Origin of the sequence: Flavobacterium cheonhonense (genome assembly GCF_035671315.1) — a bacterium.
In the GTDB taxonomy this organism is placed as follows: domain Bacteria; phylum Bacteroidota; class Bacteroidia; order Flavobacteriales; family Flavobacteriaceae; genus Flavobacterium; species Flavobacterium cheonhonense.
This window is the reverse complement of the sequence record NZ_JAXAVY010000003.1, coordinates 136,937-152,717: the sequence shown is the minus strand read 5'-3', so window position 1 is coordinate 152,717 and position 15,781 is coordinate 136,937. Positions and strand designations below refer to the sequence as shown.

At 37.9% G+C, this 15,781-nt stretch carries 15 protein-coding genes; 4 read left to right on the top strand and 11 right to left on the bottom strand.

Annotated elements, in window-relative coordinates; translation table 11 throughout:
• Nucleotides 1-81: 81 nt before the first annotated feature.
• Nucleotides 82-1,509, top strand: coding sequence for an L-serine ammonia-lyase (locus SK086_RS09335; protein ID WP_324691165.1), 1,428 nt, complete (start codon nucleotides 82-84; stop codon nucleotides 1,507-1,509).
• Here the strand turns inward: SK086_RS09335 and SK086_RS09330 are convergent.
• The 11 genes from SK086_RS09330 to SK086_RS09280 form a co-directional block, all read right to left on the bottom strand.
• Nucleotides 1,506-2,567, bottom strand: coding sequence for an outer membrane beta-barrel protein (locus SK086_RS09330; RefSeq protein WP_324691164.1), 1,062 nt, complete (start codon nucleotides 2,565-2,567; stop codon nucleotides 1,506-1,508). The two genes, SK086_RS09335 and SK086_RS09330, sit on opposite strands and share 4 nt — an antisense overlap.
• Nucleotide 2,568: 1 nt before the next feature.
• The gene (locus tag SK086_RS09325) at nucleotides 2,569-4,515 is read right to left on the bottom strand and encodes a KUP/HAK/KT family potassium transporter (protein WP_324691162.1); all 1,947 of its coding nucleotides are present in this window, start codon (nucleotides 4,513-4,515) and stop codon (nucleotides 2,569-2,571) included.
• A gap of 101 nt (nucleotides 4,516-4,616) precedes the next feature.
• Complete coding sequence (locus tag SK086_RS09320; RefSeq protein WP_324691159.1) at nucleotides 4,617-5,303, bottom strand: response regulator; 687 nt, start codon at nucleotides 5,301-5,303, stop codon at nucleotides 4,617-4,619.
• On the bottom strand, nucleotides 5,296-6,405 hold the full coding sequence (locus SK086_RS09315) for a sensor histidine kinase (RefSeq protein WP_324691158.1): 1,110 nt from the start codon (nucleotides 6,403-6,405) through the stop codon (nucleotides 5,296-5,298). The genes SK086_RS09320 and SK086_RS09315 overlap by 8 nt, the downstream gene beginning before the upstream one ends.
• A gap of 85 nt (nucleotides 6,406-6,490) precedes the next feature.
• Entirely contained in the window at nucleotides 6,491-6,922 is a 432-nt protein-coding gene (locus tag SK086_RS09310) for a nuclear transport factor 2 family protein (protein ID WP_324691156.1), read from the bottom strand.
• Nucleotides 6,923-6,924: 2 nt separating this feature from the next.
• On the bottom strand, nucleotides 6,925-8,229 hold the full coding sequence (locus SK086_RS09305; protein ID WP_324691155.1) for an ABC transporter permease: 1,305 nt from the start codon (nucleotides 8,227-8,229) through the stop codon (nucleotides 6,925-6,927).
• Nucleotides 8,230-8,329: 100 nt separating this feature from the next.
• Complete coding sequence (locus SK086_RS09300; RefSeq protein WP_324691152.1) at nucleotides 8,330-9,250, bottom strand: ABC transporter ATP-binding protein; 921 nt, start codon at nucleotides 9,248-9,250, stop codon at nucleotides 8,330-8,332.
• Nucleotides 9,251-9,476: 226 nt separating this feature from the next.
• Complete coding sequence (dnaJ, locus tag SK086_RS09295) at nucleotides 9,477-10,598, bottom strand: molecular chaperone DnaJ (RefSeq protein ID WP_324691149.1); 1,122 nt, start codon at nucleotides 10,596-10,598, stop codon at nucleotides 9,477-9,479.
• A 65-nt stretch (nucleotides 10,599-10,663) separates the two neighbouring features.
• Nucleotides 10,664-11,233, bottom strand: a complete 570-nt coding sequence (locus tag SK086_RS09290) for a nucleotide exchange factor GrpE (RefSeq protein ID WP_324691147.1) — start codon at nucleotides 11,231-11,233, stop codon at nucleotides 10,664-10,666.
• A 274-nt stretch (nucleotides 11,234-11,507) separates the two neighbouring features.
• Nucleotides 11,508-12,413, bottom strand: coding sequence for a TIGR01777 family oxidoreductase (locus tag SK086_RS09285; RefSeq protein ID WP_324691146.1), 906 nt, complete (start codon nucleotides 12,411-12,413; stop codon nucleotides 11,508-11,510).
• 77 nt (nucleotides 12,414-12,490) lie between these two features.
• On the bottom strand, nucleotides 12,491-12,943 hold the full coding sequence (locus tag SK086_RS09280; RefSeq protein ID WP_290877455.1) for a DUF4442 domain-containing protein: 453 nt from the start codon (nucleotides 12,941-12,943) through the stop codon (nucleotides 12,491-12,493).
• Nucleotides 12,944-13,142: 199 nt separating this feature from the next.
• Here SK086_RS09280 and SK086_RS09275 point away from each other — a divergent pair, with 199 nt between their 5' ends.
• The 3 genes from SK086_RS09275 (at nucleotide 13,143) to SK086_RS09265 (ending at nucleotide 15,779) form a co-directional block, all read left to right on the top strand.
• A complete protein-coding gene (locus tag SK086_RS09275; protein WP_324691143.1) occupies nucleotides 13,143-13,598 on the top strand; it encodes a DUF4870 domain-containing protein in 456 nt (151 codons plus the stop codon).
• A gap of 94 nt (nucleotides 13,599-13,692) precedes the next feature.
• Nucleotides 13,693-14,022 (top strand): PadR family transcriptional regulator, encoded by a 330-nt coding sequence (locus SK086_RS09270; RefSeq protein WP_121314380.1) that lies wholly within the window; start codon nucleotides 13,693-13,695, stop codon nucleotides 14,020-14,022.
• A 5-nt stretch (nucleotides 14,023-14,027) separates the two neighbouring features.
• The gene (locus SK086_RS09265; protein ID WP_324691140.1) at nucleotides 14,028-15,779 is read left to right on the top strand and encodes a PspC domain-containing protein; all 1,752 of its coding nucleotides are present in this window, start codon (nucleotides 14,028-14,030) and stop codon (nucleotides 15,777-15,779) included.
• The last annotated feature ends 2 nt before the right edge of the window (nucleotides 15,780-15,781 follow it).

Below are 15,781 nucleotides of genomic sequence, written 5' to 3'. Positions count from 1 at the left end.
TCGAGAGTTAACTACACCTGTTAATGGCTTTCAGAATCGACAATACTTCTCTATATTTGCTATAACTAAATCGATATAGTAATGGAAGAATGCATTTCGGTATTTGATATGCTAAAAATTGGGGTTGGACCATCGAGTTCACACACTTTAGGCCCATGGCGTGCAGCTGAACGTTTTTTAAACGAATTAAAAGAAGCTAATAAGTTAAGTAAAGTCGCCCATATTAAAGTCGATTTGTACGGTTCTTTATCCCTAACCGGTAAAGGTCACGCCACAGATTATGCGGTAATGCTTGGATTAAGCGGACAAGATCCGGAATACATCCCGGTACAAAATATTGATAGCATCATCCAAGCCATTAAAAAAAACCACCAGATTAATTTAGCTGATACTATGCTCATTCCGTTTAATCCGGAAACTGACATTGTTTTCAATAAAAACTTTTTACCCTTCCATGCTAATGGCATGTCGTTTACCGCAACCACCAATGATGGTAAAACCATAGAATCTACCTTCTACTCTATAGGTGGTGGATTTGTGGTGAAAGAAGAACGTGTCAATGCCAAAAAGAAACACCAAATCAAATGTGCATTTCCGTTTCAAATTCAGAACGCAGCCGAATTGTTAGAGTACACCATCAAAGAAAACAAATCCATTTCTGAAATTGTTTACGCCAATGAAATATCTATGCGAACCGAAACCGAAGTACATCATGAGCTCCTTCGAATTTGGAATACCATGTTGGAATGCATGTACATAGGCTGTCACTCGGAAGGCATTTTACCGGGTGGATTAAACGTTCGTCGTCGAGCATTCGACATGCACCAAAACCTCATCGGTTTAGCCAACTATAATTCCCCTCAAGAATGGCTGGAAACCATTCGCAAAACCGAAGTAAAGTTTCGCCAAATCCTAAAATGGGTTTCTTGTTTTGCACTCGCAGTAAATGAAGTTAATGCCGCATTAGGCCGAGTAGTGACCGCACCAACCAACGGAAGCGCGGGTGTAATCCCGGCTGTATTGATGTATTACATGGTAATTGAAAACCACCAAGCCGATGAAAAGCATATCAAGCAATTCCTAATGGTAGCCGGAGAAATAGGAAGCATCTTTAAAAAAGGCTCCACCATTTCTGCCGCTATGGGCGGTTGTCAAGCCGAAATAGGCGTATCTTCAGCTATGGCGGCCGGCGCTTTATGCGAAGTAATGGGTGGCACTCCTGAGCAAGTATTAATGGCGGCCGAAATCGCAATGGAACATCACTTAGGATTAACCTGTGACCCTATTGGTGGTTTGGTTCAGATTCCGTGTATCGAACGCAACACCATGGGCGCTATCAAAGCTATAAACGCTGCGGAATTAGCTTTGGAAACCGATGCCAAAAACGCCAAAGTTCCTTTGGATAAAGTAATTGATACCATGTGGCAAACGGCCAAAGACATGAATTCTAAATACAAAGAAACTTCGGAAGGCGGATTGGCTGTAGCGGTGAATATGGCGGACTGTTAAAACTCGAACGTCAAACTCGTTGTTATATAAAAATTGTTATTGGTCAAGGAAGCCTCTTTGACAAACACCTTTTCCTGACTGTTTAAATGTCTCGCTTCGGTTCTGAATTTGACTTTATCATTAAGGAGATAATCTATGTTGAATGAGATGCCAAAGGTTTTAAAACTGTCCTCTGTAGTGATAATCACATTGTCATTATCCTGGTAATATTCGGCTCTAAAAGCGGTTTGCCATTTGGGTGTCAAAGTATATTGAACCATCATCACTGGGCTCATCCAAAATAGTTTACTGTCGTTATTTGTAACATCTGTCTGCATTCCGGCATCAAAGCCTAATATGCTTCGCCATTTAGAATTCCATTGTTTGTCCCAATACCAATTACTAAAGTATCGCATTCCCCATTGACCATTGTACAACTCTTTACCTATAAAAGTACTCCAGTTAAAAGTGCTGTTTTCCTTAGGCTTGTAAACAATTTGCGAACCCAAAGCCGGAGAAATATTTTTATCCGGTTTGTTGATGCGTTGCCAACCATTGGTAACCAAACCCGAAAATTGCCATTGGTTATTGGGTTTATAAGTATATTTCACACCGGTCATAAAATAGGGTGAATTTTCAGCCAACATCGAACGAGTTAAGGTCAGATTCGCACCGGTAGTTGCCGATTCAAATCCTATATAACTTGGTAAAATCCCAAATTCAACTGTGTTTTTTTGAGCTTGATCGAGGTACAACCCTACAAAAGCTTCATTGATGATTTTAGTAGTTTCGTTGGCATAATTGTCTTCAACATAAGTTCCGGATTGCAGCGCCAAAGAAGCATAAACGTTATCGTATTCCGCTTTGACTCTTACCAATCCAAGGTTCACATTAAACTCGTTATGACGGTTGTAATTGTACATAAACGGAAGTTTCATTGGTGCTTCAGGTTGGTTAAAATCATAGGAATAGTAAGTTTCCAGATAACCGGAGAAAGACCATTTTACTTCATTTTTCTCTTGGGCCAAACCAATAGTAACTGTTAACAATAAAGCCCATAATTTTAATGATTTATTCATACTAAATAGTTTTTTGCTTTCTGCTCAATTCTAAATTACTAACCGGTGTGTACACCATTGGATATTCTTCTATAGCCACATCACTTTTGTCTAAACCAAAGGCTTTTTCATCAGAAAGCGATAACTTTTTCAACCAAAAATACGAAGTTAATAACCATCCGTCTTTAAAAGCAAACTCATTTTCAACGGAAATAAATTTTTCAATAATGACAAATTTATAATCGGGTTCTGCATTGTATTTGGTTGAACCATCAGGGCGAATATGCAAATTAAGCTCTTTTTGTTCTACCAATTCTTGCACTATCTTCTTAAAATACAATTCCACTTTGGGCTGGATTCGGAAACCAACGTTGAGTACCACTTTAATAACTTTGTCATCCAAAAGCTCAATCACTTCATAATCCAACGTAAACGGTTCATTGGTTCGATTGATGTGTAAAAACCAATAGACATCTGCTCTTTTAGGCTTTTTGGCAAAGATGGATTTGATAATCTTTTCTTCGATTTCGTAGGCTTTGTTAGCTTTGGACAAGTAAATCAAGTGTGTGGCATACTTCGGAATAGCGTCATCAGAACTCAAGGCTTGCAACTTAGGTGTTTCTTCGGCCAAATTGACAAACTTGAGGAAACGATTGTTGATTTTTCGGGAATAATACCAAACATACATGACCATAAAAATAAACAACTCAAAAAACAAGAACATCCATCTTTCTTTGATTTTCACAATATTCGCCATAAAAAACGAAACCTCAATCAAAGCAAAAACGGTCAACATTAAGGCAATCCACCCGATTTTAATTTTCTTGATAAAAAACAGATAATAAGCCAATAATAAACTGGTCATCATCATGGCTACCGTGATAGAAAAACCATAGGCGGCTTCCATATGTGCCGAATTTTTGAAGTACAAAATCATCAATACACAGCCAATCCAAAGTATGGTATTAACCGATGGAATATAAATTTGTCCTTTTAAATTCGTAGGATGTTTTAAAGCCACTCTCGGCCAAAAATTTAAAGAAATAGCCTCATTAATCAAGGTAAAAGAACCGCTGATTAAAGCTTGTGAAGCAATAATGGCTGCCAATGTTGCAATTACAATTCCAACTATCAAAAACCACTCCGGCATAATGGTATAAAAAGGATTCTGACCCTTTAAAAATGCATCGCCTTGATGCATCAACCAAGCACCTTGACCCAAATAGTTAATCAATAAAGCCGATTTTACAAATATCCAAGTAATCCGAATGTTTTGACGACCGCAATGTCCTAAATCAGAATACAAAGCCTCTGCACCCGTTGTACATAGAAACACTGCACCCAACAACCAAAAACCTTGCGGGTATTCAACCAATAATCGATAAGCATACACCGGGTTCAATGCTTTTAAAATATCGGGGTGATGGATAATTTGTGACAAGCCTAAAACCAGCAACATACCAAACCAAACCACCATAGCAGGGCCGAAAATACTTCCTACTTTTTGGGTACCAAACCGTTGAAAAATAAACAAACCCGAGAGTATAGCAATCACTATCGGAATCGTGGGCAAGTTCGGAAAAATGGCTTCTAAGCCTTCAACAGCAGACGCAACCGATATAGGCGGAGTGATAATTCCATCGGCCAACAAAGTTGTAGCGCCTAATATTGTTGGTATCACTAACTTACCTTTACCAAAGCGTTTGACCAAAGCATAGAGCGAAAAAACGCCGCCTTCACCGTGGTTATCGGCAGAAAGTGTCAATAAAACATATTTTAATGTGGTTTGAAAGGTTAGTGTCCAAAAAACACAAGATATCCCGCCATATACTAAAAGTTCGGTAATTTCTCTTTCGCCTACAATGGCTTTCATAACATAAAGCGGACTCGTTCCGATGTCGCCGTAAATAATTCCAAGGGCGACTAACAGCGAAGCCGCAGTAATTTTTTGTTTAGCAGTTGCATTCATTTGAATATTGATTTTTAGTTAAAATTTGGCACAAAAATGCCTTGGCGAAGACCGAAAAGGCTTTCACAAATGGTGAATAAAATGATTTTAGATAATTGTTTTTAACCCGAATTAAAGCGATAACCAACACCGGATTCAGTGATTATGAATTTCGGGCGATTGGCATCTTCTTCTATCTTTTTGCGAAGTTGGGCCACAAAAACGCGTAAATATTGGGTTTGATCAGCATAGCTTTGCCCCCAAATTTCTTTCAATAGGTACTGATGGGTTAATACCCTTCCGTCATTCTTAATCAGTAAAGCAAGTAAATTATATTCGGTAGCCGTAAGCTTGATGATTTCGTGGTTGGCTTTTACAATTCTGGAACTCAAGTCAACGCTACAATTCCCAAAAGTTACTACTGACTCCCGATTAACCGTTGTTTTATTCCTCAATGCGGTTCGGATTCGGGCCAATAATTCTTGGGTGCGAAAAGGTTTGGTCAAATAATCGTTGGCACCGCTGTCTAAAGCTTTTACGATCTCGGTTTCGGCACTTTTGACCGATAAGATAATGATCGGATTTTGGTACCATTCTCTGAGTTTTCTCAGCACTACTTGCCCATCTTCATCAGGCAAACCCAAATCTAACAAAATCAAATCGGGTTGGTGACTGGCAGATATCGCGATGCCTTCCTTTCCGTTTACAGCAAACAGCACTTTGTATTGGTTGGCTTCTAGAGAAATCTCCAGCAACTTTCTGATTTGCGCCTCGTCATCTACGACCAATATGGAAAATGCGTTATTCATGACTTAAAGAATTTATAGGTAAGCAATCCACCACAAAAGACAATTCAAAAACGGCTCCGCCCTCATCAGCATTGTGTAAAGTAATCCAACCGTTTTGGGCTTCGGTAAAACCTTTAACAATGGAAAGTCCTAATCCGGTTCCTCCTGTTTTAGCCGTTTTAAATCGATAAAATTTATCAAAGGCTTTGTCTATTTCCTCGGGTGGAAATCCGTAGCCATCATCGGATATAGTGATTACACATTTTTTAATCAAATCAATATGGGTGTCGTAATCGGCATCGACTTCATATTTAGCACTGATGTTAATTGTAGCGCCTTTAGGTGTATGCTGCGCACAATTGTAAACCAAATTGTAAATAATTTGCTCCATCAAACCATAATCTAATTTAAAAAGCGGCAAATTTTCATTGATGGCATAAGTTATTTTATGGTCTTTGGTTTCTTCTTTTAAACGATCACAAACGTTGTAAATGATTTCTTTAACATCACACCAATCGAGTTTAGGATGAATATAACCTGATTCCAAACGAGACATATTCAACAAATTCTCTACCTGATAATTCAGCTTCATAGAGGCTTTTTCGATTTCATTATGAAGCTTTTGTTGGGTTTCCTCAGAAAGTTTGACATTCTTTTGTTGCAAGGTGTCAATCGAACCCAAAATAGCGGCTATAGGAGTTCTTAGTTCGTGAGATAACGAATCTAATAAAGTGTTATATAATTTTAAAGTACTGGCGCGCGTTTGTTTGACTTGAATAGCGCGTTGCATTCGGCGAAAATTGTTGGTCAACACTGCATTAATTAAGGCAATGATGAAATACATTACCAACAAAAATATATCTTCGGCTTTTTCTATTTGAAGGGTAAAATAGGGCTTTATAAACATAAAGTTCAAGGCCAAAGCACTCAACACAGCACCCAATAGCACCGGTTTGATTTCCAAAAAAATGGCCAACAAAGAAACCACGACCAACAACAAATAACCAACAATCCTATAATCGATTATGTCCCTAACAATCAAACAAGAAAGAGACACTGCGGTAACCGACAAAAAACTGATAAGATACTGGTTCTTAGTGCTCTTTAAAGCGAACTTGTCCATGGCTTTTATTTTTTGACAAAGTTACGGCAATACTTATAAGCACGATATAAAGTAATGTTCGGAAAATATAAAGATTTTATAAAGATTACTTTCGTCGGGTATCGATAAGATGAACGATTTTCCAACCCTCGGCTGTTTTAAACAAGGTAAACGCATTGACGCCTTTATGACTAAACTTACCATTGATGTAGAATTCGTAGGGTGTCCAAGCATGTGCCATAGTGCCGTCGACTTGGATGTTGTAGCTCAAAATGCGCTCTTCAAATTGCATATCAGCCGGAATAGTAGCCATAGAAATCAAAAATTCTTTAGGCGTTTCAGTAGAGAACTTATTGCCTTTAGCCGTCTCCGAAATGGATTGTAAAACCAGTTTATCGCTGCAAGTCGACTTAATTTTCAAGGTATCTTTGGCGTGAAAACCTTCGAAAAAAGTTTGTATGGTTTGCTCCACTTCGGCTTTTTGGGCTTGACCCGAAAAACCAAAAAGCAAAAAGAGTATCAAAAGAGCTTGTCTCATCTTTAGTATTTTGACCATTTGTACAGTTCTTTCCAAGTAGGTTTTTTGCCGTACATTAAAATCCCAACACGATAAATTTTGGCCGCAAACCAAACGACTAAAAGGAAAGTAGCAAACAATGAGACCAAAGAAACGGCTATTTGCCACAACGGCACGCCAAACGGAATACGCATCATCATTACAATGGGAGACGTTAGCGGAATCATGGAAAAAACAGTAGCCACTGTTCCGTGCGGATCATTGATTACGGTAAAAAATCCGATATAAACTCCCAAAATCAGCGGCATGATGATCGGCAATAAAAACTGTTGCGAATCGGTTTCATTATCTACCGCAGCTCCTATGGAAGCGTAAAACGAACTATACAAAAAGTAACCGCCAATAAAATAAAAGATAAATGAAATTAAAATAGTACCTATAGGCAAGTTCCAAATCTCCTTTACATACAAAGCCATAGAACCGCCCATTTCTTGCTGGGCTGTTTGCACCGCTTCCGCATTAACGCCTGAGGTAGCTCCTATTTGGATACCGAAAATGGAAGACAACACAAACATCGCCGTCAATCCGAGAATGGCCCAAATCATAAACTGTAAAATCCCAGCCAAAGAAGTCCCGATAATTTTACCCATCATCAATTGAAAAGGTTTTACCGAGGAAATGATGACTTCGATAATGCGTGATACTTTTTCTTCAATCACACTGCGCATCACCATATTGCCATAGATAACGATAAACATCATAATTAAATAGCCAAAAGCACCGCCAATGGCAATTTTAATTTCGTTTAACCCTTTCAAAGCGGTTTCTCCGGAAGCTTTGGTCAAATTAATGCTGATGTTCGATTGGGCTTTGTCAATAGCTTTGACATCTAAACCGGCTTTATGGTAATTTTCAGTTGTGAGTTTGTTATTGATAACCGATTCTAAATCTTCCACAAACATCACACTCGGGCTGTCGTTAGAGACATACTCAATTTTGGTTGGTAACGAATCTGTTGGCGTTAGTTTTGGAATAAAAAGTAAGCCTTCGTAGTGTTCACTGATAATACTGTCCTTGAGTGTTTTGGTGTCTACTTTCGACAAGTCAAGGTATTTATATTCTTCATCACTCTTGAATTCGTTGACAAACAAACCGCTTTCATCGTGTATAGCGATTGTTTTTTGATCGGCTTTCATAGTGCTCAGATAGCCCACAAAAACACCAATGGCTACAAACAGGAGCGGACTTAAAAAAGTCATAACAATAAACGATTTATTGCGCACTTTGGCCACAAATTCTCTTTTGATGATTAGCGCTAGTTTGCTCATATTTCGGATTTCTTAGATTTGTTAGATCTTTAGACTTCTTGGATTATTAGACTATTAGATTGTGACTGAAAGTCTAAACTGTCTAAGTCAGTCTAACAATCTATTGTGTTACTGTTTTAATAAATATATCGTTCACGCTTGGAATCTTCTCCATAAAATGAGTGACTTGTCCGCGTTGCACCAACGTATTCAACAACTCGTTTGGTGTGGCATTTCCGAGATTGATTTCTAATTTAAGTTCATCATTAAGCGATTTGAAATCGGTTGGCGATAAGGTAAACTTTTGTGACAAATCATACATCAAACCTTCAACATTATTGGTCAGGATACCTACTTCATAATTATTGGTTCGGTACTGCTTTTTAACATCAGAAAGTTTGCCTTCTATGAGTTTATTCGATTTGTGAATCAAGGCAATGTAATCGCACATTTCTTCAACACTTTCCATACGATGCGTAGAAAAAATAATAGAAGTTCCTTGACGGTTCAACTCGATGATTTCATCTTTAATCAAGTTGGCATTCACCGGATCAAAACCGGAGAAAGGCTCGTCTAAAATGAGCAATTTCGGCTTGTGTAAAACGGTAACCACAAATTGGATTTTTTGAGCCATGCCTTTTGAAAGTTCTTGAATTTTCTTGTTCCACCAACCTTGAATCTCTAATCGGTCAAACCAATAGTCTAATTCTCTTTTGGCTTCGGCTTTGGACAATCCTTTTAATTGCGCCAAATACAAACACTGCTCGCCTACTTTCATGGTTTTATACAACCCTCTTTCCTCAGGCATATAACCAATAGCGTGAACATGTGACGGATTAAGTGGTTCGCCATCTAATATAATGGCACCGCTATCGGGCATCGTGATTTGATTGATAATGCGAATAAGAGATGTTTTCCCAGCGCCATTCGGACCTAAAAGTCCGTAAATACTGCCTTTAGGAACTGTTAAAGAAACTTCGTTGAGCGCGGTGTAATCACCGTATTGCTTGACAACTTGTTTGACTTCGAGTATGTTGCTCATGATTGTAAATTTCAATATCAATAACAATAGCAATATGAGCCTGCGCTACTCTTGATTTTCATTTCCATTGCTATTGGATGTTGTAAAAGTAACCAATAAGTAGCACATCTTCATTTTTGTTACAAAAAAAACCCACCCTAATTTTTACAAAAGGATGGGAAAAATTGCTATGAAAAAGAAATTACTTGTTTCCAAGTAATAACCAAATGTAAAACATATTTTTTAATTATGAAAACATATCTTTTACTTTTTCAAAAAAAGATTTATCGCTCTTTTCAGGCTTTGGTGTGAAGTGCTCGTCGGTCATTGCTTTTTCAAAAAACTGACGTTGTTCTTTGGTTAAAGTCTTTGGTGTCCAAACATTTACATGTACTAATAGATCGCCGTTGCCGTAACTGTTTAAGCTTGGGATTCCTTTGCCTTTTAAGCGAAGAATTTTACCGGATTGAATGCCTTCTTCCAGCTTAATTCTAACTTTTCCGTTAACTGCTTCAATTTCTTTTGAAACCCCTAAAGCTGCTTCCGGGAAGCTAATGTATAAATCGTAATGAAGATTTTCGCCTTCTCGTTTTAAAAATTCGTGTTCTTGTTCTTCGATGGCGACAATTAAATCCCCCGGAATTCCATTACCGGGCGCATCGTTTCCTTTGCCGGATACTTTTAATTGCATGCCATCAACCACTCCGGCCGGTATTTTAATCGATACCGTTTCGTCTTCCATAATCATACCGTGAGCATCGGCATTGTTGGGTTTGCTTTCTATGGTTTGTCCGGAACCACCGCAAACGTGACAAGTCGTAGCCGATTGCATTCTACCTAAAATAGTATTGGTAACACGTAATACTTGTCCTTGTCCGTTACAAGTTGAACAAGTTTTATATTGTACACCCGGTGCTTGCACCTTGCGTTTCACTTTGACTTTCTTCTCAACACCATTGGCGATCTCTTCTAAAGTAAGTTTGACTTTAATGCGAAGATTACTTCCTTTTACGCGACGTTGTCCGCCACCGTTTCCGCCAAAACCTCCGAATCCGCCACCAAAAGCACCTCCGAAAATATCCCCAAATTGACTGAAGATGTCATCCATATTCATGTGATGTCCACCACCAAAACCACCGGCGCCGTCGAAAGCAGCGTGACCGTACTGGTCGTATTTGGCTTTTTTATCCGGATCGCTTAAAACCTCATAGGCTTCAGCTGCCGTTTTAAAGTTCTCTTCCGCTTCTTTATTCCCAGGATTTTTATCAGGATGAAACTCGATGGCTTTTTTACGGTAGGCCTTTTTAATTTCTTCAGCAGTTGCGCTTTTAGAAACGCCTAATATTTCGTAAAAATCTTTTTTGCTCATAATATTTATTCTCAAATTTTAGTTGATCCGAAATGGCTTTCGGCACTTTATAAGATCATCGTTGGTTAGTTTCCGATGACAACTTTAGGGAAACGAATGATTTTGTCTCCTAACTTGTATCCTTTTTCCACAACGTCTACAATCTTTCCTTTCAAAGCTTCGCTTGGCGCCGGAATTTGTGTAATAGCTTCAGCGAAATCAGCATTAAAGTCATCGCCGGCTTTCACTTCTACTTGCTCTAAACCTTTGGAAACTAAAGTATTTCTTAATTTTTCATGGATTAATTCGACCCCTTTCAACAACAATTCGTCCTCACTTTTAGCGATTTGCACCATTGCTCTGTCAAAATCATCTAAAACCGGCAACAAGGCTTGCAATACTTCTTGGTTGGCAGTTCTAAATAAATCGATTCGCTCTTTAGCTGTTCTCTTTTTGTAATTTTCAAATTCGGCAAAAAGACGCAAAAACTTATCTTTTTCTTTGGCTAAATCTTCTTGTAATTGGGCTTCAACACTAAGTTCCTCAGCTGTTTCAATTTCGTTGGCTGCATTTTCATTGGCGCTTTCTATTGGCTCTTTTTCCGTGTTATCCGTATTCATTTGTGTTGTATTTTTAAAAATATTTTTGATTTTCATTTGGGAATTTTTCCGGATTCTCAATTAGCAAAAGTACTGCCAATTCTTTTAAAATGTCAAATTGTCATTAATTTTATTCTGATGCCAACAAAGCTGCGATTCGGCAATTTAATATAATTTTAATATAATTTTAAGACTATCACGTTTTCGAAAGCTTTATATTTGTTAGACAACAATTTAAAAACAAACTTTCAGGTTAGCTTTTCGCTGTAAAAATTATTAATTCAACAAACTTTTATAGTAAAAAAAGAGCTGTCAAATGACAGCTCTTTTTTTATTTGTATAAATCTCGAAGTGCGGATTCGACTTCGGGAAACTGGAATTGAAATCCGAGAGTTTGTATTTTATCGGCACTGAGGTTTTTACTCGAGAAAAGCAAATAAGCCATTTCACCCAATATTAATTTCATTACAAATTCAGGCAAATTAGGCAACCAAAGCGGTTTCTTCAAAACTTTGGCTATGGCTTTGGTCAATACTGCATTACTAACCGGATTAGGACTAACCGCATTATAAACGCCTTCCAACTGATTGTCCAGGGCGAAACGGTACATCGCAACCAAATCGTTTATATGAATCCATGATTGCATTTGTTTACCGGAACCCATAGCAGCTCCGAAACCCATTGCTATCGGTTTCACCATTTCAGGCAAAGCGCCGCCTTTTTCAGAGAAGACTATACCGGTTCTGAGTTTGCAGACTTTAATGCCCAGCACTTGAAAAGTATTGACACTGGCTTCCCATTTTTTGACTACGTTCGACAAAAAGCTATCTTCTGTTTGCGTAGCCGACTCATCATACACTTGGCTTACACTTTCAGGATAAATAGCCGTTCCGGAAGCGGTTATGATTTGTTTGACTTGATGCGGTGTTTTTTTTAGCAGATTAAACAGTAATTCACTCGACAAAGTACGGCTTTCAATGATTTCTTGCTTGTATGATTTTGTCCAACGTTTGGCAATATTGGCGCCGGCCAAGTGAATAATGGCATCCACACCGTAAATACAACTTTCCTCAATTTTACCCGCTTGCGGATTCCAATAAAAACCTTTCAAATTAGGTTTCTCTGCCACTTTAGTCTTTGAGGTGGTTAAATAATGCACCGTGTGTTGATTGGCTAACAATAAAGTAACCAACTCACGCCCTATTAAACCCGTTGCTCCCGTAATCAAAATCTTCATTACTGTAATTTTTAATCAAAGTTACAACCTTAGTACACTAAAAAGAGTGGAATTATAATGGGTTTAACTTTTGTTGACTACTTTACTCTAATGCTCCATTCGAAATCCAATTCGGAGACTTGTTCGCCTTTTTCATTAACCCCGACGGATTTCATCCAAAAGGTTTGTCCTTCTCCGGTAGCAATGGTTTGCGAAATGGCTTGGGTTATCAAATGACCGTCATTACAAGTAAAAGTAATTCTTCCGGTGGCTTTCTTTGTAAAATTACCTTTGTTATTGGCGACTAACATAGAGATCTTTTTGCCTGACTTCTTGATTTGCATCATTACTAAAGCACCGGTTGTTAGTTCTGCCGCCATAGCCTGAACCGCAAAATACATGGAATTGAAGGGATTTTGATTGAACCAACGGTGCTTCACCGTAACTACGCATTGTTGCTCTGAAATCGCCTTTACCCTAACGCCGGACCAAAATGCGGAAGGCAATTTAAAAAATAAGAAAGTATTCAATTTTGAAGGCGAAAATTCCATAAGTACTTGATTTTACTGTAAAAGTACAAAAAAGACATGGGTTTAATACGTTTTTTTAAATGTTAATATTTTGTTAATTTTAAGTACTTTGCATTGCATAATACCTTTTTTTTAACCTTATCTTTGTATAAGAAATTAATAGCTTATCTATAGTATTGTGAGCTCGGAGTTTTAATCATCAACTAAAAAAATCAAAAAAATGACAACTACTAACGAAAAAAACATTGCTACGTTCTTGCACTTGAGTGCTTTGACACAATATGTTATTCCCTTTGGAAATTACATCTTCCCGATTGTAATATGGAGTACCAAAAAAAATGAATCTGAATTTGTGGATTACAACGGGAAACAAGTTTTGAATTTCCAATTGAGCATCTTTGTTTACACTGTTGTATTGTGTTTGATTGCTATTCCGATTTTTATCTATTCTATCTTTAAAAATGTACCGGAAGGAGACATTCATATCAATAGAGAATTTGTAATCGACAACTTAAGCATGGGTAACTTAACCGGAATTTCAATATTGGGTATTATTGCCGTGTTGCTGTTCTGTTTTATTAAAGTAATCGAATTTGTACTGATCATTTACGGTGCCGTGAAAACATCAAACGGAGAATTTTACAAATACCCGTTAAGTATACCGTTTTTCAAATAAAAACAATTCATAATCAATCATAATCAATCACCGGTTTCAATCATCACGAAATCAAAAAACGAATGTTAATCAGAAAAATTTAAAATCATGTACTATGAACATTGAAAACACAAAAGCCCAGATGCGAAAAGGTGTTTTAGAATTTTGTATCTTGTCTGTCCTAAAAGAAAAAGACGCCTACACTTCTGAAATCTTAGACACTTTAAAAAACGCTAAACTGCTTGTAGTAGAAGGAACGGTTTATCCGCTATTGACAAGACTTAAAAACGACGGATTACTCAACTACCGTTGGGAAGAATCAACTTCGGGGCCGCCCAGAAAATACTATGGCTTAACCGAATTAGGCAAGACATTTTTAACTGAATTGAACGGCACTTGGACCGAATTATCAGACGCCGTGAACATCATAACCAATCAAAAATAACAATCATGAACAAAACAGTAAATATTAATATAGGTGGTTTATTCTTTCATATCGATGAAGATGCATACCAAAAATTATCAAGATATTTTGATGCGATAAAACGTTCGCTTTCTAATTCTTCCGGTAAGGACGAAATCATGAAAGACATTGAAATGCGTGTGGCTGAGCTTTTAACCGAAAAACAAAAATCAGACAAACACGTAATCAATAACAAAGATGTTGACGAAGTGATAGTGGTTATGGGACAACCGGAAGATTACCGCATTGACGACGATGGTACCGAAAGCAAATCGGAACCTTTCTTCGCAGCGACAGGCAGAAAAAAATTGTACCGTGACAAAGACAGAGGCTTAATTGGCGGTGTCTGTACCGGTTTAGGACACTACTTTGGGGTAGATGCGGTTTGGATTAAAATTATCTTCTTATTGTTAGCGTTCACCAGCTTTGGAGTCATCGCTTATTTGATCCTTTGGATTGCTACTCCGAAAGCAGTAACTACATCCGAAAAATTAGAAATGACCGGAGAACCGGTAACCATATCCAACATTGAAAAGAAAGTCAGAGAGGAATTTGAATCAGTTTCCAACAAATTCAAAAATGCCAATTACGACGAAATGGGCAACCAAGTCAAAAACGGAGCTGAAAGAGTAGCCGGTGGTTTAGGCGATGTGATCATGAAAATCTTCGGTGCTTTTGCCAAAGTATTAGGCGCTATTATTTTAGTATTCTCGGCTATGTCTTTAGCCGGATTGTTCATCGGATTGTTTACCTTCGGGACAACTTCCTTTATTGACGCGCCTTGGCAACGTTATGTAGAAGCGGTTAATTACACCGATATTCCGCTTTGGGCGTTCGGTTTGTTGGCCTTCTTAGCCATCGGAATTCCTTTGTTCTTCTTCTTATTGTTAGGATTAAAATTATTGGTTAGCAACATGAAATCGTTGGGCGCTGCCGTAAAATACAGTTTATTGGCCATTTGGATTTTCGCCGTAGGTTCACTGGTAGTTATTGGAATCAAGCAGTCCACAGAGTCTGCCTTTGAAGGCAAAGTAGTGACCAAAGAAACCATCAATATCCAACCAACAGATACACTAAAAATTAAGTTTGTGAGCAACGATTTCTTTTCTAAAAATGTATATGAACACGAAGAGTTCATCTTCACACAAGATTCCGCCAAAAACGAAGTAATATACTCCAATCAAATCAGTTTTGAAATTAAAAGCACTGATAAAACCGAACCTTATCTGCAAATTGAAAAACTAGCTGATGGAAAATCATTCAAAGAAGCCAATGAAAGAGCAGAAAAAATCAAATACGGCTTCAAGATTGTTGGCAATCAATTGCTTTTAGACAACTATCTGTTAACCGAAATGGCGAGTAAATTCCGCGACCAACGTGTAGAACTGTATTTGTATCTTCCTAAAGGAACTGTATTTGTAGCTGATGAAACCGTGCAACACTTTGATGAATCCGACAACGACTTCTTCAACTTACACCATAGTTCTGATGAATACATTTATAAAGTTGATGAAAACAAAGTTAAATGCTTGAATTGCCCGGCCGATGAGAACGAATACAACGATGTGGAAGGCGGCGTTCAAACCGAAGAAATTAATATCATAGATGAAACTGACTCCTCTGAAACCGTTACTGTTAAAATTAACGGCAAAGTAGTAACCGAAACCAAATCGGGTAAAAAAGACAAAAAAGGAAAACTCACTGTGGGAAGTGATGGTGTAATCATTAAAACTGAATAGTC